Raw genomic sequence first — 21,552 nt, 5'->3', positions numbered from 1 at the left:
CACTTTTGTTCATCTCCAATGTTCGTTGCCCCACAACTACCCGTCTCAACAGGCCTTATGTCCGAAATACCGATGAAACGTGGATAACATTAACGTGGAATTATCCCCTCTCGAGAAAGGCCATCATGGCTTTCACTAGCACCCGTCGTCTCTTCCTCCAGGGCACCGCGCTCACCGGCGCTGCCGCAGCCCTCACGGCGTGCTCGCAAAAGAGCGCGGAGGAACAGGCCCAGCAGGCAAACGCCGCTAACGACAAGGCTGTCGAGGAGCAGATGAAGCTGCCGTCGACCGCGTGGGAGCGCGTTGACTACGACAAGGTTGCCGATGGCGGCACGTTTACCGTGGCGATCCCTCAGATTCCCGCGAACTGGAACCAAAGCCACATCGACGGCAACGAGGTTTCTCTCTCCGCGATCATGGAGACCGTCTGCCCGCAGACCCCGCTCAAGGCTTCGGAAAACGGCGAGGTCAAGCCTGATCCCGACTACATCAAGTCGGCTGAGCTGACGAGCGAAGATCCGCAGATCGTCACCGTGAAATTCAATGAGAAGGCCGTGTGGAGCGACGGTACGCCCGTGACGGTCGATGACCTGATTTCTCAGCAGAAGGCCCAGAACGGGGAAAACGACAAGTACCAGACCGCTTCGACGACCGGCTGGAGCTCGATCAAGGAGATCCGCAAGATCAACGACTTTGAGGCGGAGATCGAGTACGCGGAGACGTTCCCGTTCTGGAACGTGTACCTCTACCCGAGCTTGCCGAAGGCCATCACTGCAACGCCCGAGGCGTTCAACGGTCTCTCGAGCGAACCGCCCCTCACGCGCGGCCCGTTCAAGATCGACAACATTGATGCCACCGGCGGCGTGGTCACGGTGAAGCGCAATGACAAGTGGTGGGGCCGCGCCCCGAAGCTTGAAACGATCATCTTCAAGGTGACGACCCAGCAGAACATGGCGCAGGCGTTCGTGAATGGCGAGCTCGACATGATCGAGATCGCTGATGGTGATACCTACGGCCAGGCGAAGGGCCGCAAGAATGCCGTGATCCAGAAGTCGAACGGTCTTTCGTGGTCGCACCTCACGCTTAACGTGGGCGGCGCCGAGGGCGCGCTTGGCGATGCGAAGGTGCGCGAGGCGATCTTCCGCAGCATTGACCGCAACGCCGTGGCGCGTGCGGTGATGGAGCCCCTCGAATCGCCCGTGATTCTCGTGGACAACTTCATTTACATGCCCGGCCAGGAGGGCTACGAGGATTCCTTCGGTGGCCTCAAGTTTGATCCGGAAGCAGCGCAGAAGCTTCTTGAGGAAGCTGGCTACAAGAAGAACGGGGATGTTTATGAGAAGGATGGCAAGCCCCTTGCCTTCTCGATCCTTATTCCGGCCGAGGCGAAGTCGAACGAGGATCGCGCTCGCCAGATCATGACGAACCTCAACGCGGTCGGTTTCAAGGTTGATCTGAAGACCGTTCCGAGCGACAAGTACTTCGATGACTACGTCGTTCCTGGCCGTTTTGCGGCTGTGACCTTCGGGTGGCGCGGCACGCTTTTCGCTGAGCAGTCGGGCACGAACGTGTTCCTCGAAGGATCGGGCCAGAACTTCACGGGCTTTGCTCCCGAAGAACTCACCGACCTCAACAAGAAGCTTCACTCGGAGCTCGATGAGGGGAAGCGCAAGGAGATCGCGAACGAGTTCTCGAAGGTTCAGGCAGGCGCATACACGGTGCTTCCGTTCTATGCGACGCCCACGATTATTGGCCTCACGGAGGGCTTCGTGAATGTCGGCGCGGCGCAGTTCGAGACGACTGACTGGACCGCCGTGGGCAAGAAGGCCTGATCGGTTTTCTGGCTACGGGCCGGGTTTCGCTCTCCACGAGTTTTCGAGGAGGGCGAGGCCCGGCCCGTTTCGTATGCGCGCAATCGAGGGGGCCGACGCTAGAGGGCCCAGGTCAGCACCCCGAGGATGAGGAACGCAACCGGGATCGCGAGGGAGATGATCCTCACGTGGGACTGGACAGTCGCGGCTATCGAGCTGGCGTCGGAATCTTTGTGGTGCGCGATCTGCCATGCCTCCCACGCACTCACGAGAACACGCGAGGGTGAGCGTTCCTGATCGTTGCGAAGGCGTTCCGCGGGGCCGATGTGCTGGCGGCCTGAGCGTCGGTCGCGGCCGGAGATTCGCACGTAGGCGTCGGCAGGTTTATCGCGCCCAATTCCCGGAGCGTTCCAGGCGGTAATGGTGCGGGTCGTGCCACTTTCTGTGCGGGCACGGATCGAGACCATGGCGCCAAGGCCGATGTGGTCGATTGCGCCGTAGGGGGCGCTGTACTCGTGAAAAACGTTGCGGATGACCACGCCACGTTGGTAGACGAGGGTCGCGGGTGAGAACAGGACGAGCCACACGAGAGAGGCGGCGAGCGCGAGCCACGGGCCGAACTGGAGGACGGTGTCCCAGCGGTTTTTGAGGATGGCGTCGGCGAGGAGGAACGCGATGATCGCCCACGTGAGAGCGGGAATCCACAGTGCGCTCGCGGGACGCAGAGAGATGGGTTTTTCGCCTTCGGTATCGAAGTTGGGCGTCACTGGTCGCCTTCGACGGGATCGCCGATGTAGGCGCGTACGAAGCGTTTCACCTGGTCGTGAGCGTCGGCCCACGTTTTCGCGCGGCCGCTGCCCACGAGGTAGCCGACCGCCATTGCCGCGAAGGGCCCCGCGGGGCGCACGACGGTGTGGGCGGCGACGCCCGTAAGCGAGAGGATGAGGTCGCGGTCGTCCTCGGTGAAGGTCGGGGTGAAGCCGGCATCCTCGGCGGAGGCGTCGATAAAACGCTGAAGGGCTTCGATCATTGCCGGGTCGTCAGCCTTGGGGCTCATGAGTGTGTCTCCTTCACTTGGGGTCGTGCCCATTATCGCCTATCGAGCACCGAGGCTGCCGCCGAGCGAGAGGACGCGCGCGCGGTCGCGCTCGAGAATGAGAAGGGCGTTCGCTTCAGCGAACGGGCGAAGGCGCGGCCCCTCGCACTGGGTCGCGATCAGGCGCCCGTGCTCGATCGAGAGGTGGGCGGGTTTCACAGTTGCGCCGGCCTTGAGCGGGCGATCCTTGCGGCGCACGTTCTCGAGCGGGAGGGTGATGGGCCGCGAGGGCGCGCCGAGCAGCGGCGCGACGAAGACATGGAACGCTGTGAAGGCGCCGACGGGAGTTCCGGGAAGGTGCACCATGGGGATCGTGGCGCTGCCTTCGGCATGGTCGATGGGCAGTCGCCCCACGCCTTGCGGCCCCCCGGGGCGCATCGCGAGGTGTTCGAAGATGGAACAGCTGAGGCCTGGCGTGGCGCCGAAGCCCTCACCGAAGGCCGCTTTCACGACATCGCGCGCGCCAGAGCCGACACCGCCCGTCGTCACGATGAGGTCGTGCCGCGGCGCGATGGAGCGCGCGAGTCCAATGAGCTCTGCGGGATCGTCACCGACGTGATGGATGCTTGCCTCAGCCCCGAAGCGCGCGCATGTCGCCTCGAGCATCGGTCCATTTGATTCGAGCACGGCGCCGCATCGCGCTCCCGCATCCGGGTGCAGATCGGTCACGAGCTCGTCGCCCGTCATGACGATCGCGACTCGGCGCGGCCGCGTCAGTCGCGCATGCGTCACCCCCACCGAGAGGGCGATACCGATCAGCTCGGGGGTCACGATGTCGCCGGAGCGGGCGAGAACATCGCCTTCGGGAATCTCCTCGCCGACCTCGCGCACGTGGCGACCCGGCGCGAGCGCTTTGGCTCGGTCGGCTTCGGCAATCGCGAGGGTGATGCACGCGGGGGCGCGATCCGCCGTGGGGTCGGCATCCGTGAACTCGACCGGGATCACGACATCGAGGTCATCGGGCAGCAGGCCGCCCGTCATGATGCGCGCGGCAGTTCCCGAGCGGCGTTTTCCGACGGCTGCCCTGCCAGCAGAGATGTCACACGTGACCTCGAGCCCGGCGGGGCAAGCGTCGGCCGCTCCCTCTCCCAGCCCGAGTTCACGCGTACTCACGGCGAACCCATCCATCGCGCTCATACGGAACTGCGGGGCGGGGATGCGGGCGGTCAGGGGTTCGGCGAGCCTCCGGCCAAGCGCCCCCGCGAGCGGGGCGTCTTCGGTGCGGTCAGGGGCGAGGGCGGCGAGTGCGATCACTCGCGCGCGCCATTCGTCGAGGCTCACGTGCATATCGACATCTTTCGTGGCAGCGGGATCATTGCTCACCAACGTACACGCTCGCGAACGCGCCAGTGGTGGTTGGCCGATGCGTGACGCAAGCCTCACGTGCCCTACAATGGGACCACACCCGGAGTAACGTTGCCCGGGCCCGGATGCAACGCTGCTTTCGGATAAGAGTGGAAGGATCCCCAATGTTTAACCCCACCCGTCGTTCAGTCCTCGCGGCCACCGCAGCTGGTGCTGCTGTCGCCGGCCTCGCTGCGTGTTCCAATGACAATTCGAAAGTCGGCGGCGCGAGCGGCGCCAAGGGCAATTTTGACGAGCGCGGTCCGATCACCTTCGCGACCGGTAAAGACACCTCCGGCAAGCTCAAGGAATTCCTCGAGAAGTGGAACAAGGACCACGCCGATGAAAAGGTGACGCTCGTCGAGCTTCCCGAATCGGCTGATGAGCAGCGCTCGCAGTTCATCAATAACGCGCAGGCGAAGTCCGATGCCTACACCGTGCTCGGCCTCGACGTCGTGTGGACGGCCGAGTTCGCTGCCCAGCAGTGGGTGGTCGAGCTTCCCGAGGATAAGTTCAAGCTCGATAAGCTCATTCCCTCGACCGTGGACACGGCTAAGTATTTCGACAAACTCTACGCCGTGCCCTACACGACGAACGCTGAGCTCCTCTTCTACCGCAAGGATCTCCTCGAAACGGCCGGCTCGAACGAGCCGCCCAAGAGCTTCGAGGAGATGTACCAGATGATCGAAGCGATTCGCGGAACCGAAGAGGGCAAGGACACCCTCGGTTTCGGCTCGCAGTACTCGAAGTACGAAGGCATCACGGTGCAGCTCACGGGCCTTGCGAAGTCCGCGGGCAAAGACCTGTTCGATAAGGAAGGCAAGCCCCAGGCAAACTCCAATGAGGCGAAGGCTGGCCTCAAGGCGGTCAAGGACGGATTCGACAAGAAGTTCATCCCCGAAGAGGCCCTCACCTACAAGGAAGAGGAAAGCCGACAGGCCTTCCAGGACGGTCGCCTTGCCTTCCTCCAGAACTGGCCGTACGTGTGGGATCTCGCGAGCGCTGAAGATGGCTCGTCGAAGATCAACGGCAAGTTCGACGTTTGCCCGGTCCCGGGGATCGGCAGCGCAGAGGGCTCAGCGGCACTCGGTGGTTTGAACTACGCGATTTCGGCGTTCGGCAAGAATATGGGCACCGCAATCGACTTCATCGCCTTCATGGTCGAGGAAACTCAGCAGAAGGAATGGACCCTCGCGACCTCGCAGGCTCCCGCCAACGCCGCGGTGTACGAGGATGCCGACGTTCTCAAGAAGTACCCGTTCTTCACGACGCTCAAGAAAGCGATTGACAAGGGCACGTCGCGTCCGCAAGCCGTCAAGTACGGCGATGTCACGCAGGCGATCCAAGAGGCCACCTACAGCGTCCTTTCGGGCGAGAAGGAGGTCGACGCCTCGCTCGACGAACTCCAGAAGACCCTCGAGGAACTTCAGGCCTAAACGCTATGAATCGGGCCCGCGGCGCTCATCACAGTGCCGCGGGCCCGATCCGCTTTCAACCCTTTGAAGGGAACGCTGCATGTCTCGCTCCGACATCTCGAAAGGCGAAGGTCGCCTCGCCTATCTACTCCTCTTGCCCACGCTTGTCCTTTTGGCGATCGTCGTGGGCTTCCCGCTCGTGCTCTCCGTGTGGCAGTCCTTCTTCGTCGCCAACGGTGGGATCGACCCCGAGACGGGCTTCATCCAGCAAGGCGATACCTTCGTGGGCTTCAAGAACTACATGGACGCCTTCACGTCAGTCGGCGCGGGCGCCGGGTTCTGGAATGCCTTTTGGAACACCACGCTCTTCACGATTATTGGCGTCAGCATCGAGACCGTGCTCGGCGTTGCCATGGCGCTCATCATGGCCCGTGCGATGCGCGCCACGGGCCTCATCCGCGCGTCGATTCTCGTCCCGTGGGCCATTCCGACGGTTGTCTCGGCCCTCATGTGGCAGCTCATTTTTGACGCGAACGGCATCGCGAACAAGCTGATCCAGCACCAGGTGCTGTGGACCACCGAGGGGTGGCAAGCGAAGGCCGCGGTGCTCATCGCCGATATTTGGAAGACAGCCCCGTACATTGGCCTGTTGACCCTCGCGGGGCTCCAGACGATCGACGAGCAGATTTACGAGGCGGCGAAGGTCGATGGCGCGAATCGCTGGCAAACCTTCTGGCGCATTACGCTTCCCATGATCCGCCCCGTGCTCGTCGTGGCCGTTTTGTTCCGCATGCTCGATGCGATGCGCATGTTCGATCTTCCGTATGTGCTCCTCGGCCGACTTAAGTCTGGCCAGACCCTCTCGATGCTTGCGCAGGATGCCGCAACCAAGACCAACTACGGCATGGCGTCGTCGTATTCGATTGTGCTGTTCTGCTACATCTGCCTCGTAGCCTTCGTCTTCATCAAGCTGCTTGGGGCCGATGTGCTTGGCGATAGCGCCAAGAAAAAGCCGAAGAAGAACACGAAGCGGCCGAGCCTGCTTGCCAGTAAAAACACCACCGTGACCGAGGGGAGCATGCCGTGAGCACTGCCGCCACCCACACTGCATCCGAAAACGAGACGCCGCGCACGCCCGTAACGCTCAAGAAGCACAAGGGCAACACTGGAGCGAAGATCATCGTCGGTCTCGGTGTCGCGTTCATCCTCGTGTACTGCCTCGCGCCGTTCTACTGGATGCTCGTGAGCTCCCTGCGACTGCCGAGCATGGGGCGCTCGACCGATCTGATCCCGAATCCGATCTCGATCGAGAACTACAAGGCCGTATTCGATCCCTCCAACAACTTCGCACGCGCACTTCTCAACTCGCTTATTGTCGCGGGCGGCACTACCCTCCTCGTGCTGCTACTCGGAACGGCGGGCGCGTACGCGCTTGCACGCCTCAACTTCTGGGGCAAGGTCTTCGTGATGTTCGCGATCGTCGCGACGTCGATGTTCCCCGTGATCACGCTCGTTGTTCCCCTCTTGAAGCTGTTCAGCGGCGGTTACGATTGGGCGCCGATCAACTGGATCAACACCTACCAGGCGATGATCCTGCCAACGATTAGTTTTGCGCTCCCCCTTGCCGTGTGGAACCTCAACGCGTTCTTCCGGCAGCTTCCCGTGGAGCTCGAACAGGCGGCGATGGTCGATGGCACCACCCGTATCGGCGCGTTCGTGAGGGTGATCCTCCCGCTCGCGACACCGGGCATCTTCACGACGGCGATCATCACCTTCATCGCCGCGTGGAACGAGTTCCTCATCGCTCTCACGATGGTCAACGACCCCGCGATGCAGACCGCGAACGTCGCAATCTCGAAGTTCACGGGCATTTCGCAGTTCGACACTCCCTACGGCACGAAGATGGCGGCGGGCGTGATCGTGACGGTTCCTCTCATCATCATGGTGCTCGTGTTCCAGCGCCGCATCGTTGGTGGTTTGAGCGCGGGCTCGCTCAAGTAGCCCGTCGCGTAGCCTTAAGGGCATGAGTTCTTCCGGTCTTTCGCAGCTCCTCACGCCCGAGGGTATGGCCCTCCTCGACTCGCTTCCCGAGTATTCCGAGGAGGGCTCTCTTGCGCTCTCGCAGCGATTGCGCGGCGAAGGCCACTCCCCCGAACTCATCGCGGCGGCCCTCACCCAGTCACGTCTGCGCAGCAAGGCGCGCGACAAGTTTGGCGATTTCGCCTCGAGCATGCTGTTCACTGCGCACGGGCTCGAGCAGGCCACGCGGCTCGAGGTGGCGGCTCATCACGCCGCGCGGTTTCGCGACGCCCAGGTTCGGCGCGTTGCCGATCTTGGCTGCGGACTCGGGGGCGACACGATCGCAAAGGCCGCCCTCGGCCTCGAGGTTCTAGGCGTGGACTGCGATGAGGAAACGGCGGCACTCGCAACGGTGAACGTGCGTCTCTTCCCGAATGCGCGCATCACGCTTGGCCGGGCCGAGGACGTCGATTTTTCACACCTCGACGGCGCGTGGTTCGACCCCGCACGCCGTCAGAGCCGCCGCGGCCGCACGACGCGCATTCACGACCCCGAGGAGGCCACGCCGCCGCTCTCCTTCGTTCGCGCGGTAGCCGATGAGGTTGGCGCGGTGGGTGCAAAACTCGCCCCCGCGATCGATCACGAGCACCTCGTGCCGGGCACGGAGACGCAGTGGGTCAGTTGGCGCGGCCAGGTTCTCGAGGCGTGCATGTACTTCGGCCCGCTCGCCAGACGCGTCGGCGAGGGTGCGCTCGCGGTACCGAGCGAGGCAACCGTCGGACCCGCCGGCGCCCTCGCCGAGGGCGCCGTGATCGCGCGCTCAGCCCTCGTGCTCGGTTCCGACGCTCGCTCAGCCCAACTCGTGCCCGATTCGAGTGACGAGACCGAGCTGCGCAACCCTCCCGTGGGCTCGATTTGCGCGTACCTGTGGGAGCCCGATGGCGCGGTGATTCGCGCGGGCCTTCTGGGGACGCTCGCGCGAAAGCTTGGCGCGCACACGATTGACGACTCGATTGCCTACCTGAGCAGCGATGATGCCTCGCAAGCGGCTCTCGATTCGTCTCTCGCGCGCGCATTCCGAGTGCGTGAGGTCATACCGTTCACGGTCAAGAAGATCGCGGCGCGGCTGCGCGAGCTCGAGGTGGGCACGCTTGAAGTGAAGAAGCGCGGCATGGATATCGATCCGGCAAGGCTCAGGAGCGAACTCAAGCTTGATCGGCGCGCACCGCGCGCGGCGACGCTTATCGCCACGCGGGCCGGTGGCAGCCGCGTCGCGATTATCGCCGAGGCCTGCTAGTGCGCAGAGCCTAGACTGCCGCGAGCACGCGCTCCACAAAGTTCGGGTACTCAAGTAGCTCCGGCTCGAGCAGTGCGATGAGGGCACGCTCGATGCCGCCCTCCCCCGCATTCGCCGCGGCCTGATCGATCGCGCTTTGCTGCGCATCGGGCGAGGCTACGCCATCACGCTGGCGGCGAATCCACCCGGCGATTGCGGGCACGGCCCCTGCGGCTTCACGCCCCGCCGCGAGCTCCTTGAGGGTGATGGGGAGGATGCGGATGCGCAGTTTCGCGAGCGAGTCATTGCCGATCTGCGACAGCAGATGCTTGATGTTGGGGTTCTCGAACCGCTCGAGGAGCGCCTCTCGGTAGGCGGGGGCCTCGACCTCGCCCGGGAGATACCGCGAGGCCTCGTCCCACAGCGTCTCAACCTCGGCGCGGACCTCGCGATCGCCGATAGCCTCGGCGACGGTCTCGTAGCCGCGATTCACGGCGGCGTTCGCGAGCAGCGTGTGCGCACCGTTGAGGAGCCACAGCTTGCGGTTTTCGTAAGGTTCAAGGTCATCCGTGAAAATCGCACCGGCCTTCTCCCAGGCGGGACGGTCGCCCACGAACTCGCCCTCGATAATCCACGAGGCAAAAGGCTCGGTGACGACCGGAGAGGCGTCCTCGAGGCCCGTGAGCTCCTGCGCCGTTGCCCGATCGGCGTCTGTCGCCTTCGGGGTGATCCGGTCGATCGAGGTGGAGGTCACCGACACGTTGTCCTTGATCCACGTCGCGGCCTCGGCGCCAAGGCACGCCGCGTATTCATTGATCACGCCGCGCGTGAGCGGGCCGTTGCCGGGGAGGTTGTCGCACGGCACGATCGTGATCGCGCCGGCTCCCGAGCGGCGGCGCGCGTCGAGGCCGAGCACGAGACGCGCGAGGGCGGTCTCGAGCTGGGGCAGGCGGGCGTCGGACTCCCCTTCGCCGGCCGTGCCCGCGGCATACTCCTCAAGCGCTTTCAGATCTGCCGCGACCGCGTCGTTGGCGCGGTCGAGCGCACCCTTCGCGTCGGTGCCGTACCCGGCCTCGGTGACGGTGAGGGTCACGAGCGAGACGTCGGGCGAGCGTAGGTCTGCGCACAAACCTTCGAGGTCGTTCGCCGCGTGCGCCTCGGAAATGACCGACATGACCTGCGCATCATCGCCTTCGGCCCCGCGCACGATGAGCGTGTACAGGCAGTCCTGGGCCGAGAGTTCCTCTGCGGCGCGGGGGCTACGGCCCGTGTAGGCGGAGAATCCCCATTCGCCGTCGTCATCCACCTCGCTCGTGTACCACGCCTGATGGGCGCGGAAGAACGCTCCGAGGCCCAAGTGGACAATACGCACGGGGCGCGGCTCGAGGCCGCCCTTGGCAGTGAGATCGGCGTCGCGGCTGAGAACAGTCATCACTTCTCTCCCTTCGAAAGCATCGATTCGAGTTTGAAGACTCGCGCGGGCTGGTCAACTGTGAGCTCGCGGATGATCCGTAGCGCGCTCGACTTGGGAAGGCGCCCCTCCATGACGTAGCGCGCGAGGAACGCCGCGTCGCAGCGGCGCGCCATGTCGTGGCGCGTAGGAATGGAGAGGAACGCGCGCGTATCGTCGATGAAACCGGAACCCCGCGTGAATCCCGCGGTTTCGGTGATCGCCGAACGGAAGCGAATGATCGCGTCGGGCGCATCGATGAACCACCAGGGGGCGCCGATGAACACGCTCGGATAAAAGCCTGCGAGCGGGGCAACTTCGCGTGAATACATCGTTTCGTCGATACCGAAAAGCACGAGGTGGAAGCCCTCCTCAAGCCCCACCTTTTCGAGAAGCGGGCGAATGTTGCGCGTGTATTCGATCTGCTCGGGAATGTCGTGGCCGGTGTCGGGACCGAACCGCTCGAACGTCGCCGTCGAATGGTTGCGGAACACGCTTGGGTGCAGCGTCATGACGAGGCCGTCTTCGACACTCATCTGGGCGCAGCGCACGAGCATCGCGCCCGTAAAGTCGCGCTTCTCGGCCTCGCTCGCCGTCCCATCGACCGCTTTCACGAGGAGCGCCTCGAGTGCGTCGTCGTCGAGGTCGATCGTGTACGGGGTCGGCACTCCGTGGTCGGCGGAGATCGCGCCGGCCTTGATGAAGCGTTCGCGCGAGGCCTTGAGGGCGCGCAGGTAGTCCGTAAGCGAGCGCGGGTCGCCGCCCACGCTGTCCGCGAGCGCGGTCGCGGCCTCGGTGAAGCCGGGTTTGTTCGGGTCGAGGAAGCGGTCGGGGCGCCATGTGGGAACGACGCGGCCGTAGAGCTCGCCGGCCTCGTGCAGGCGCGTGAGTTCGGCGTGGGCCTCGAGGTCGTCGAGCGGGTCGTCGGTCGTCGCGAGGAAGGCGATCTTGAACCGCGCGAAAAGGGCACGCGGGCGGAACTCTTCGGTCGCGAGTTTCTCGGCGATCTGGTCGTAGAGCCGATCGGCGCTTTGCGCGCTAGGTTCCTCGTCGATGCCGAAGAGCGACACGAATTCATCCGTGAGCCAGTAGCCGCTCGCGGTTCCCTCGAGGACGTGCCAGTTCGCGCAGAGAATACGCCAGGCCTCGCGCGGATCGACAGGATCGGCGGTGCCCACGCCTACATCGCGGAGGTTGACGCCGTTCGCGTGGAGCATACGGAACACGTAGTGGTCGAAGGTGAGGAACAGGGTGGTGGGGTCCGCGAACGGCTCGTTGTCGAGAAGGAGGCGCGGGTCCACGTGTCCGTGCGGGGAAAGGATTGGGAGGTCCTTCACCTCGGCATAGATTTCGCGTGCGAGGGCGCGCGTTTCGGGGTCGGCGGGAAAGAGTCGGTCGGGGTTGAGGTCGAGCGTCACTGTCACTTTCTCCCTTTCGGTTGGGGTGCGGGGCCGACGGAGCCTCGCATGAGTAGCTGCGTGGGGTACCTATCGGTTCCACGATCGCGCTCGCCGCTGAGCGCGGCGTGAACGTGGCGGATGGCTGCGGCGCCCATGTCTTCGAGCGGTGCGGCGATTGTGGTGAGCGGCGGACAGGTGAAGTCGGAGCCGAAAATGTCGTCGATGCCGGCGATCGAAAAGTCCTCGGGAATGCGAAGATCAGCGTCTCGTGCGGCGGTGAGCAGGCCAATCGCCATGATGTCGTTGTAGGCGATCACGGCGCTCGCACCCGTATCCCGCACCGCGTCGAGAGCGCGCTGCCCCGCTTCGCGGGTGGGGCGGTTCGGGCCGATCGTGAGGGCCTCGATCTGCTCGTCGCGGGCAGCGGCTTCGATGACCGCCCAGCGCTTCGCGTTCGTCCACGAGCTCTCGGGGCCTCCGAGGTAGCAAAGGCGGTCGTGCCCCTCTGCGGCGAGGATTCGCACGAGTTCTCGCAGGGCTGGCTCGTGATCCGCAAGGACTGAAAAGGCCGACGGCGACTCGCGATTGATCGTGACCACGGGATTGAGAGCCGCGATTGTCGCAATCGCGTCGTCGTCCAAACGGGAGCTGGCGAGAACGAAACCGTCAACCGAAGGCGCGAGGGAGCGGGCACGCGAGGCTTCCTTCACGTGGTCCTCGCGAAACTCGGACGTGACGAGTACGTAGCCGTCCTTTTCTGCCTCGCGTTCGGCGCCGCGAACAATCTCGAATGACACGGGGTTCGTGATGTCGGCAACGAGCAGTGCGATGGTTCCAGTGCGGCCCGTGGGAAGGGCACGAGCGGCGGGGTTTGCGCGGTAGCCGAGCGTTGCTGCTGCCTCCTTGACGCGCTCTTCGGTGGCTTTGCTGACGCGGCCGGGTTTGTGAAGGGCACGCGAAGCGGTAGAGGCGCTCACTCCCACGTGCTTCGCGATGTCGTAGATCGTGACGCGACGCGCGGGTGTGCGGCGCGGTGGTGCGGGGTGTTCGTTCGGCATTTTGAGCTCTCGACGACGTCGTTGTCCTGTGCAGTCACGTCGAGACTACCCCCGAGGCCAGCGCGACGGCAACCGGTTGCACAACGCCGCGATATGTGCAACCCTGATCGAGTCAGGAATCAACGATGCCGCCGCGACTAGGGATCCCGAAGATGCGATACGCCACCACGCTCCTTTCCAGCACACAGGAAGGAGCCACCGTCACCCTCCACACGGATGCCGCCCCCATTCGTCTGCTTGCCGTCACACCCGAGATTCTTCGCATCCGCGCGGGCTTTACCGATGACGGCGCATTCCGCGAGGCGTCCTACAGCCTCGTCACCACGGCCTGGCACGATGAACTCGACGACTACATGGGCGCCAAACGCACCCGACTCGCACCCTCCCCCCTCACCCTCGATAACGACCCCGATTCTCCCACCGTGACCGTGCGAGGGGAGCGCTTAAGGATCGAGATCGACCGGGAGCCCTTCCGCCTCCGGGTTTACGATTCCGACGGCACCCTCCTCCACGCCGATCTCATCGATCGCGGGTACCGACTGGACCGCAATCAGCGGCGCATCCACACGAGCGAAATTGCCGCGGGCGACCACTTCTACGGATTCGGCGAAAAAACCGGCGAGTTCAACAAGGCGAAGTCGTTCATGACGATGCGCGCCCAGGACTGCCTCGGCTACGACGCTGAGAGGGCCGATTCCCTCTATAAGCACATCCCGTTCTACATCAAGGCGAACGAGGTGAGCGGGGCAGCCGTCGGATACTTCTACCACAACACGTTCGCGTGCGATTTTGACATGGGCCGCTCCCACTCGAACTATTGGCCCGCCCATTCGACCTACCGCACCGACGGCGGAGATATTGATCTGTTCCTCATTGCCGGCCCGAGCGTCCGCGAGGTCGTGACTCGCTACACGCTCCTCACGGGAACCTCGGCGATGCTTCCCGCCGCCGCGCTCGGCTACCTCGGCAGCTCGATGTACTACCCCGAGCTGCCGAAGGATGCAGACGACGCAATCCTCAACTTCTACGATCACGCACGGCGTGAAAACATCCCGATGGACGGCTTCCAGCTCTCCTCGGGCTTTTGCCAGCAGGAAACCGACGAGGGCCTCAAGCGCTGCGTACTCACGTGGAACACGGAACGCTTCAAGGACCCGGCCGCGTTTTTCGCCGAGTCGAAGCGGCGCGGCATTGTCGTCTCCCCAAACGTCAAGCCCGGCGTGCTGAACGTCCACCCGCGCATGCCCGAGCTGATCGAGGACGGCGTGTTCGTGCGCGCCTCCGAGTCGGATGAGCCGGCACCCGCGCGCTGGTGGGGCGGCCCCGGCCACCTCGTTGACTTCACGAACCCCAAGGCCCGCGAGCGCTGGGAAAAAGACCTCACCGAAAACATGCTCGACTTCGGCACGGCGTCAATTTGGAACGATAACTGCGAGTATGACTCGATCGTTGACGAGGATGCCCGCTGCGATTTTGACGGCTACGGTGCTCCCCTCGCCGAGGCGCGCTCGATCATGGCAAACATTATGTGCTCGCTGACCGCCGACGCGATCGGAAAAGCACACCCGAACGCGCGCCCCTTCATCGTGTGCCGCGCGGGCTACGCGGGAATCCAGCGATTCGCGCAAACGTGGTCGGGCGATAACCACACGTGCTGGGAAACCCTCAAGGGCAACATCGCGACAATGCTCGGCATGAGCTTGTCGGGCGTTGCTAACCAGGGCGGCGATATCGGTGGCTTCCACGGCCCCGCGCCCGAGGGGGAACTGTTCGTGCGGTGGGTTCAAAACGGTATCTTCCAGCCGCGCTTCTCGATCCACTCCGTCAACAGCGACAACACGGTGACAGAGCCGTGGATGTACCCGAGCCTCACTCCTCTCGTGCGAGAGGCGATCCAACTGCGCTACCGCCTGTTCCCGTACCTGTACTCGCTCATGGAGCGCGCGCACCGCACGGGACTTCCAATCGCGGAACCGCTCGTGAGTGCCTTCCAGCACGATCCCGCGGTGTGGGACGAGAGCGTGAACTACATGCTCGGCGATTCGCTGTTCATCGCGAACGTCGTCGACAAGGGCGCCGACTCGAAAACCGTCACGTTCCCCGCGAACGAAACGTTCTACGACCTTGCCACCCGCGAACGCTACGAAGGTGGGCGCAGCTACGACATCCCCGTCACGCTCGCCTCGATCCCCACGTTCGTGCGTGAAGGTGGCATCGTCCCGCTCGCAAGCGAGGACCACATGAGCGTGTCGACCGAAACGGTCGACGCCCTCACACTCGTCACCGCGCCGGGACGCGACGGCCAGTTCACGCTCTATGAAGACGACGGCGTGAGCATGGACTACACGCGCGGGCGTTATTCTTCGACAACAGTGACCATGACCGCCGGTGACCGAGCCGTCTATACCTTCACCCACGAAGGAGACCTCGACACCCGCATCACGACGCTCGAACTCCAGGCCATTTCCCACGGCCAGGCACCCTTCTGGGTGAGCATCGACGGCGAGCAGATCCCGCACGCCCTGCACCCGAGCGACTTCGACTCGCAGGCCACCGTGTGGCTCTACGATCTCGAAACGTCCACCGTCCGCATTAAAACCCCATGGGATTCGAGCGAACACACGATCGTGGTCTCGTTCGAACAATTCGACATGATCGGCATGTAAATCCCCTCCCCTCGACCGTTGCAAGGAGGCAACATGACTCGTCGCATGACACGACGATCGGCGCTCGGCCTCGGGGCCGCCGCGCTGTCCGCCGCTGCGCTCGCCGGATGCTCATCCGGAAAGTTCACGAAGGACGGCAAGGTCAAACTGCGCATGGCCCACACGCTGGGCGACAAACACCCCACCTCGAAGGCCCTCGAAATTTTCGTCGACGAGGTCAATAAACGCTCGAACGGAGACATCGGCATCGAGGTGTTCGGCAACGGCGTACTCGGAAGCGAGACCGAGTCGATCGAACAGCTGAGCCGCGGTGTCGTCGACATCGTGCGCTGCGCGGCACCGTCGATCGCCCCGTACTCCTCCGGCTACAACGCCTTTGGCTTGCCGTTCCTCTTCGACGACGAGGAGCACTACTATCGCGCGATGGATTCGGGTGACATGCGCACCTTCTTCGATTCGAGCACGGAGGACGGCTTTCGCACGCTCACCTACTACACCTCGGGTGCGCGGTCGTTTTACACGGTCGACAAGGCGATCGAAACGCCAGACGACCTGCGCGGCTTCAAGATCCGCGTGCAGAACTTCCGTTCCCAAACCGAACTCATCAGCAAGCTCGGCGGCACACCGCTCATCCTGCCGTTCGGCGAAATCTACACGGGCCTCCAAACGGGTCTCGTGGACGGCGCCGAATCGAATGAGACCGCCCTGACCGACTCCGCGCACGGCGAGGTCGCGAAGGTCTTTACCTACACCGAGCACACCATGATTCCCGACGTCCTCTCGTTCAGTGAGGCAACGTGGAAGCTCCTCGATGCCGATCACCAAAAAGTCCTCAGCGAAGCGGCGGTTGCCTCCACCGAGCAGCACAAGACCATTTGGAGTGAGGCGATCACCACGGCCATCACGGATGCTGAAGCCATGGGAGTCACATTTGTGAAGGACGTGGACCGCGAGCCGTTCCGCGAGCTTACCTCGGGCATCGTTCCCGAGTTTGTTGACAAGTACGACGGCGTGAGCACCGTGCTCGACGCCATTGAGCACGCACGCAAGGGGGCGTAAAGGCCATGTACGACACCATGCTCAAGCTCAAGAAGGGCATCACTCTCGCCCTGTTCGTGATCGCCGGCGTTCTACTCGCTGCCATGGCGCTCCTCGTGATCATCCAGGTGTTCACGCGCTACGTTCTTTCGGATCCTGCCGATTGGACCGAGGAACTCGTCACCGTTTCGCTCATGTGGGCCTGCTTCTTGTGCGGCGCATACGCGTTCGTCAACCGCAAGCACATGGCTCTCGTATTCTTCCGCGACCGCCTCCCCGAGGCTGGAAAGCGCATCGTCATGATCCTCGTCGACGCACTCGCGCTCGCCTTTGCGGCGATCGTGATCGTGTGGGGCGGTACGCAGCTCACGCTCGTCTCCCTGGATGCGCCATCCGCGATCCTCCAGATCCCTCGTGGCCTCTCCTATGGCGCGGCCCCCGTCGGCGGCGTCTTCATGGTGCTCGCTCAGATCATCAACCTTTGGGAGGACGTCACGGGCGAAACCCTGCCCGACACCGACCTTGGCGCCGACGACGAGACGCTCGTGGCCGAAGCCGCCGCAGATATCCCCACCGAGACTAAGGAGGCCCGCGCATGAGCACCATGACGGTCACCCTGCTCCTGTTTGGCACCTTCTTCCTCCTGCTCGCGGTTGGCGTGCCCATCGCCATTGGCATTTCCGTTGCCGCGTTCGCGAGCATCCTCATGATTCTGCCGCCCGACCAGGCCATCTTCGTCGTCATGCAGAAGATGAACACGGGCCTCGAGTCGTTCACGCTGCTCGCAATCCCACTGTTCATTCTTGCGGGCAACATCATGAACAACGGCGGTATCGCCAAGCGCCTCATCGCGCTCGCCGAACTCGTCACGGGCCGTGTTCCCGGCTCGCTCGTGCACACGAACATCGTGGGCAACATGCTGTTCGGCGCCCTTTCCGGTTCGGCGGTCGCCGCGGCAGCCGCAATCGGCGGCACCATGAGCAAGCAGCAGCGCGAGCGTGGCTACGACCCCGCGTTCACCGCAGCAGCGAATATCGCGTCGGCCCCCTCGGGCCTGCTCATTCCTCCGACCACGGCCTTCATCGTGTACTCGATGATCGCGGGCGGTACCTCCATCGCGGCGCTGTTCATGGCCGGTGCGGTGCCGGGCATCCTCATGGGCCTGACCGTGATCGCGGTTGCGCTCGTGTATGCGATCCGCAAAAAGTACCCGACCTCGGGACACGTGAGCGCCGCGCAGGCCGGTAAGACCATCCTCGAAGCCATTCCGGCGCTTCTGCTCATCGTCATCGTCGTCGGTGGCATCGTCGCGGGCATCTTCACCGCGACCGAAGGTGCGGGCATCGCCGTCGCGTACTGCCTCATCCTTTCGCTCCTGTACCGCAGCCTCACGTGGAGCGATATCAAGGCGATCATGGCCCGCACGATCGGCACGACCGGCGTGATCCTCCTGCTGATCGCCGCGAGCTCGGCGATGAGTTGGGTCATGGCCTACACGGGCATGCCGCAAGCGATTAGCGAGCTTCTCCTCGGTGTTTCCGACAACCCGATCGTGATCCTCCTGCTGATCAACATCGTCCTCATCGTCGTTGGCACGTTCATGGACATCACGCCCGCGATCTTGATCTTCACGCCGATCTTCCTCCCCATCGCGGAAGGCATCGGCATGGACCCGGTCCACTTCGGCGTGGTGCTCGTGTTCAACATGTGCATCGGCACGATGACCCCGCCCGTCGGCTCGGTGCTCTTCATCGGCACGAGCCTCGCGGGCACGACGATCGAGAAGGTCATCCCGAGGCTCCTGCCGTACCTCGCAGCACTATTCCTCATGCTGCTCGTCGTCACGTTCGTGCCCACGCTATCCCTGTGGCTCCCGGGCGCGATGGGGCTTCTATAGCTGTTAGCCAACGAGCAGCGTGTGAAATCAAAGGAGATTTATATGGCTTCAATGCACCCTTTTACAGGGGTGGATGGACGTCACCGTCGCCCCTCCCTCGCCGTTTCTCGGCGGTCTGTTCTCGGCTTTGCAGCAGCAGCCGGCGCAGCCAGCATGCTTGCGGCGTGCGGAGGGGCGGAAGGTAGCGTGAGCACAGATCACGTTCTTTCCATATCCCTCAATCAAACGGAAACGCACCCGAGCTACATCGCGCTCACGAAATTCAGTGAACTTCTTGAAGAAGCCACGAATGGCCGTTGGGGCGCGCGAGTGTATGCGAACGAGAGCCTCGGTGCCCAGCAGGAAGTCGTTCAGCTCGTGGCCGATGGCGCCGTGGATATGGCCGCCATTTCAAGCCCTCAGATGGAAAACCTGTCTCTTCGTTTCCGCCCACTCAACCTGCCCGGCGTCTTTACCGATAGCGACCATCAGGCGGCTGTTCTCAAGGACGAGTCGATCGTGGGCGAGCTCTTCGAGTCACTTGTGGAGTCAAAGAGCATCCGTGTCCTTGGCGGTTTTACACAGGGATCACGTCACCTGTACACGAATACTCCCGTCGCTTCCCCTGACGACCTCAAAGGCAAGAAGATCCGCGTACAGGAGTCCGATGTTTTCATCGCGCTCATGCGTGCAATGGGGGCCTCCCCCACGCCGATGGCCTACGGCGAGGTGTATACCGCCCTCCAGGCAGGCGTGCTCGATGGCGCGGAAAACAATGAGATTAGCTACGTGACGCAGCGCCACTATGAGGTCGCGAAGCACTTCACGCTCACGAACCACCTCGTGGGTCTCGACTACATCGTCGCCGGCGAAAACACGCTCACGAAGATGAGTGTTCAGGATCGCGAAGCATTCCTGAGCTGCTTCACCAAAGCGCAAGACTATTTCGTTGAGCTCTGGAACACCGAGACCGAAAAGGCCATCGACACGATGAAAGAAGCCGGCTCGACAATCCACGAGATCGATCCCTCGGCGTTCGGCCCGGCAATCGACTCGGTGGCCGAACAGTTCCTCTCGAACTCCGAGGATGAAGAGCTCTATACGAAAATCCGCGAACACCAATCAGCGAAGGGAGCGTCGAAGTGAGTACCGCAAGCGCCCCTACCCGAACCAATGCTCCTACATCCTCAGTTCGCCGCTGCATCATCGAGGTTCTCAAGTGGATCAGCATCGCCATCTTCGCGGTGCTCGTCCTCGTGGTGTTGTGGCAGGTGATCGCACGCCAACTCCTCGGCCAGCCCTCGACTTGGTCAACAACCGTCGCGCAGTACATGCTCGTGTGGCTCACGTTGTTCTCGATGGCGTTCGTGTTTGCGGAGCGCGGGCACGTGGCCGTCGATATCGTGTCTCGCCTTGCACCGCCCGCCGTGCAAAAGATTCTCGCGGTTCTGGTGGAGGTCGCGATCGCACTCTTCGCCGGACTCGGCCTCGTGTGGGGCGGCATCCGCGGCGTAGGGCTGACGTGGACCCAGACGATCCCAGGATTGCCGGTCACGATCGGCCACATGTACCTCGCGCTTCCCATGTGCGGCGTGATCGTCGTTGTCGTAGCCATCATGGACCTCATTGACGCGTCAAAGCACGGTGTGCTCGCATCGCTCGAGCCCCAGGCTTCCGACGGCATCCCCGCCCCTGCGATTCCTCGTCAGAGCGCAGATGCGGGCCCCCATTCAGCGCACCGAAGCGTCGGTGGCTCGATCGACACGACGGAGGTGTGAGCCGTGGATCCCGCAATGCTCGCCGGTTCGATTCTCGTTCTTGGCATCGCTTTTCTCATTCTCGTCGGCGCTCCTATCGCCGTCGCTATCGGATTGCCGTCGGTGATTGCGCTGATCGCTGTGCTCGATGCCGACTCCGCTGTGTTCGTTGCGGCGCAGCGAATGTTTACGGGTTCGAGTTCGTTCACGTTGCTCGCAATCCCGTTCTTCGTTCTCGCCGGCAACCTTATGAATAGTGGCGGCATTGCCACGCGCCTGATCGATGCGGCAAAAGTTCTCGTGGGCCGTTTGCCGGGCTCCCTCGCACACACGAATGTGGTCGCGAATGCGCTTTTCGGTTCGGTTTCGGGGGCCGCCGTGGCGTCGGCAGCTGCCGTTGGTACGACGATGAATCCTCGCCAGCGCCGCGAAGGGTATGACCCGGCTTTCGCTGCGGCCGTCAATGTGGCCTCTGCACCGTCGGGCATGCTCATCCCGCCGTCGAACACTCTGATCGTGTACTCCCTCGTGTCCTCGACATCAGTCGCCGCGCTATTTGTTGCGGGCTACGGCCCCGGGATCGTGTGGGTGCTCGCGTGCGTCGCAGTCATTCTTCTTGCCGCGCGGCGACGCACCGAATTGCGCGGCGCCCAAGAACGCGTTCCTTTTGCGGTGGCCTGTATGACGCTTGTGAGGGCCCTGCCGGCGATTCTGATGATCGTGATTGTCGTGGGCGGTTTGCTTGCCGGCATTTTCACGGCAACAGAGTCTGCGGTGATCGCGGTCGCTTACTGTTTCGTGCTCGGCCTCATTTACCGGGAGCTACACCTCAAAGACCTGCCGGGAATCCTTGCGGCCTCGGCCCGCACGACAGCAGTGGTCATGTTGCTCGTTTCGGTTTCCTCTGCGCTCGGCTGGGCGCTCAGCTACGCGACGATCCCCGAGACGGTCGCGCACGCACTGCTATCCCTAGCCGATTCGAAGATTGTCATCTTGCTCATCATGATGACAGTTCTGCTTATCGTCGGTACTTTCATGGATCCTACTCCCGCGATCCTGATCTTCACGCCGATCTTCCTGCCTATCGCTGAAAAGCTTGGCGTGGATCCGATCCACTTCGGTCTCATGATCACGTACAACCTGTGCATCGGCACGATCACGCCGCCCGTAGGCAATGTGCTGTTCGTGGGTTCGAAAGTGGGTGGGGTGCGCGTAGAACCCGTCATCAAGGCGCTCGTGCCGTTCTTTATCGCGCTCATGATCGGGCTTCTGCTCGTCATGTTCATCCCGCAGATCACGTTGTTCCTGCCGGGCGTGTTCGGAGTTCTCACCTAGCGAGTGCGCGC

The 21,552-nt window shown here is 63.2% G+C and carries 18 protein-coding genes; 12 read left to right on the top strand and 6 right to left on the bottom strand.

Going from position 1 to position 21,552, the window contains the following annotated elements:
- Positions 1-125 precede the first annotated feature (125 nt).
- Positions 126-1,832 carry an ABC transporter family substrate-binding protein gene (locus E6X30_RS05125; protein WP_316335827.1) on the top strand — a complete coding sequence of 569 codons (1,707 nt, stop codon included), beginning with the start codon at positions 126-128 and terminating at the stop codon, positions 1,830-1,832.
- A 98-nt stretch (positions 1,833-1,930) separates the two neighbouring features.
- Here the strand turns inward: E6X30_RS05125 and E6X30_RS05120 are convergent, their stop codons facing one another.
- The 3 genes from E6X30_RS05120 to E6X30_RS05110 are packed head-to-tail and all read right to left on the bottom strand — an operon-like array spanning position 1,931 to position 4,230.
- On the bottom strand, positions 1,931-2,578 hold the full coding sequence (locus E6X30_RS05120) for a hypothetical protein (protein ID WP_316335826.1): 648 nt from the start codon (positions 2,576-2,578) through the stop codon (positions 1,931-1,933).
- Positions 2,575-2,868 carry a DUF6457 domain-containing protein gene (locus E6X30_RS05115; protein WP_316335825.1) on the bottom strand — a complete coding sequence of 98 codons (294 nt, stop codon included), beginning with the start codon at positions 2,866-2,868 and terminating at the stop codon, positions 2,575-2,577. Before E6X30_RS05115 ends, E6X30_RS05120 begins: the two co-directional genes overlap by 4 nt.
- Before the next feature lie 39 nt (positions 2,869-2,907).
- Positions 2,908-4,230, bottom strand: a complete 1,323-nt coding sequence (locus E6X30_RS05110; protein ID WP_316335824.1) for a molybdopterin molybdotransferase MoeA — start codon at positions 4,228-4,230, stop codon at positions 2,908-2,910.
- Positions 4,231-4,376: 146 nt separating this feature from the next.
- Here E6X30_RS05110 and E6X30_RS05105 point away from each other — a divergent pair, with 146 nt between their 5' ends.
- The 4 genes from E6X30_RS05105 (at position 4,377) to E6X30_RS05090 (ending at position 8,982) form a co-directional block, all read left to right on the top strand.
- Positions 4,377-5,687: an ABC transporter substrate-binding protein gene (locus tag E6X30_RS05105; RefSeq protein ID WP_316335823.1), complete on the top strand. Its 1,311-nt coding sequence runs from the start codon at positions 4,377-4,379 to the stop codon at positions 5,685-5,687.
- 79 nt (positions 5,688-5,766) lie between these two features.
- Complete coding sequence (locus E6X30_RS05100; RefSeq protein ID WP_316335822.1) at positions 5,767-6,753, top strand: sugar ABC transporter permease; 987 nt, start codon at positions 5,767-5,769, stop codon at positions 6,751-6,753.
- A complete protein-coding gene (locus E6X30_RS05095; protein ID WP_316335821.1) occupies positions 6,750-7,667 on the top strand; it encodes a carbohydrate ABC transporter permease in 918 nt (305 codons plus the stop codon). Before E6X30_RS05100 ends, E6X30_RS05095 begins: the two co-directional genes overlap by 4 nt.
- A gap of 22 nt (positions 7,668-7,689) precedes the next feature.
- Complete coding sequence (locus E6X30_RS05090) at positions 7,690-8,982, top strand: class I SAM-dependent methyltransferase (protein WP_316335820.1); 1,293 nt, start codon at positions 7,690-7,692, stop codon at positions 8,980-8,982.
- A gap of 10 nt (positions 8,983-8,992) precedes the next feature.
- On the opposite strand, the gene E6X30_RS05085 is transcribed toward E6X30_RS05090, so the two are convergent.
- From E6X30_RS05085 to E6X30_RS05075, 3 genes are read right to left on the bottom strand one after another with little or no spacing between them, the layout of a single operon-like run.
- Positions 8,993-10,393 carry a mannitol dehydrogenase family protein gene (locus tag E6X30_RS05085; protein WP_070435529.1) on the bottom strand — a complete coding sequence of 467 codons (1,401 nt, stop codon included), beginning with the start codon at positions 10,391-10,393 and terminating at the stop codon, positions 8,993-8,995.
- The gene (gene uxaC, locus E6X30_RS05080) at positions 10,393-11,829 is read right to left on the bottom strand and encodes a glucuronate isomerase (RefSeq protein ID WP_016663870.1); all 1,437 of its coding nucleotides are present in this window, start codon (positions 11,827-11,829) and stop codon (positions 10,393-10,395) included. The genes E6X30_RS05085 and uxaC overlap by 1 nt, the downstream gene beginning before the upstream one ends.
- Positions 11,830-11,831: 2 nt before the next feature.
- Positions 11,832-12,869 (bottom strand): LacI family DNA-binding transcriptional regulator, encoded by a 1,038-nt coding sequence (locus tag E6X30_RS05075; RefSeq protein ID WP_016663869.1) that lies wholly within the window; start codon positions 12,867-12,869, stop codon positions 11,832-11,834.
- Positions 12,870-13,021: 152 nt separating this feature from the next.
- Here E6X30_RS05075 and E6X30_RS05070 point away from each other — a divergent pair, with 152 nt between their 5' ends.
- The 7 genes from E6X30_RS05070 to E6X30_RS05040 all read left to right on the top strand — a co-directional run bounded on the left by E6X30_RS05070 (position 13,022) and on the right by E6X30_RS05040 (position 21,541).
- Complete coding sequence (locus tag E6X30_RS05070; protein WP_040386459.1) at positions 13,022-15,535, top strand: TIM-barrel domain-containing protein; 2,514 nt, start codon at positions 13,022-13,024, stop codon at positions 15,533-15,535.
- A gap of 33 nt (positions 15,536-15,568) precedes the next feature.
- On the top strand, positions 15,569-16,594 hold the full coding sequence (locus E6X30_RS05065; RefSeq protein WP_016663867.1) for a TRAP transporter substrate-binding protein: 1,026 nt from the start codon (positions 15,569-15,571) through the stop codon (positions 16,592-16,594).
- Positions 16,595-16,599: 5 nt separating this feature from the next.
- Positions 16,600-17,172 (top strand): TRAP transporter small permease, encoded by a 573-nt coding sequence (locus tag E6X30_RS05060; RefSeq protein ID WP_016663866.1) that lies wholly within the window; start codon positions 16,600-16,602, stop codon positions 17,170-17,172.
- Positions 17,169-18,470 (top strand): TRAP transporter large permease, encoded by a 1,302-nt coding sequence (locus E6X30_RS05055; RefSeq protein WP_016663865.1) that lies wholly within the window; start codon positions 17,169-17,171, stop codon positions 18,468-18,470. The genes E6X30_RS05060 and E6X30_RS05055 overlap by 4 nt, the downstream gene beginning before the upstream one ends.
- 186 nt (positions 18,471-18,656) lie before the next feature.
- Positions 18,657-19,595, top strand: coding sequence for a TRAP transporter substrate-binding protein (locus tag E6X30_RS05050; protein ID WP_257876723.1), 939 nt, complete (start codon positions 18,657-18,659; stop codon positions 19,593-19,595).
- Entirely contained in the window at positions 19,592-20,227 is a 636-nt protein-coding gene (locus E6X30_RS05045) for a TRAP transporter small permease (protein WP_016663863.1), read from the top strand. The genes E6X30_RS05050 and E6X30_RS05045 overlap by 4 nt, the downstream gene beginning before the upstream one ends.
- 3 nt (positions 20,228-20,230) lie before the next feature.
- Positions 20,231-21,541 carry a TRAP transporter large permease gene (locus tag E6X30_RS05040; RefSeq protein WP_316335819.1) on the top strand — a complete coding sequence of 437 codons (1,311 nt, stop codon included), beginning with the start codon at positions 20,231-20,233 and terminating at the stop codon, positions 21,539-21,541.
- Positions 21,542-21,552 lie beyond the last annotated feature (11 nt).

This window comes from Dermabacter sp. (assembly GCF_032550575.1).
In the GTDB taxonomy this organism is placed as follows: Bacteria; Actinomycetota; Actinomycetes; order Actinomycetales; family Dermabacteraceae; genus Dermabacter; species Dermabacter hominis.
The sequence above is the reverse complement of the archived record's forward strand: the minus strand, read 5'-3'. Positions and strand labels throughout refer to the sequence as shown.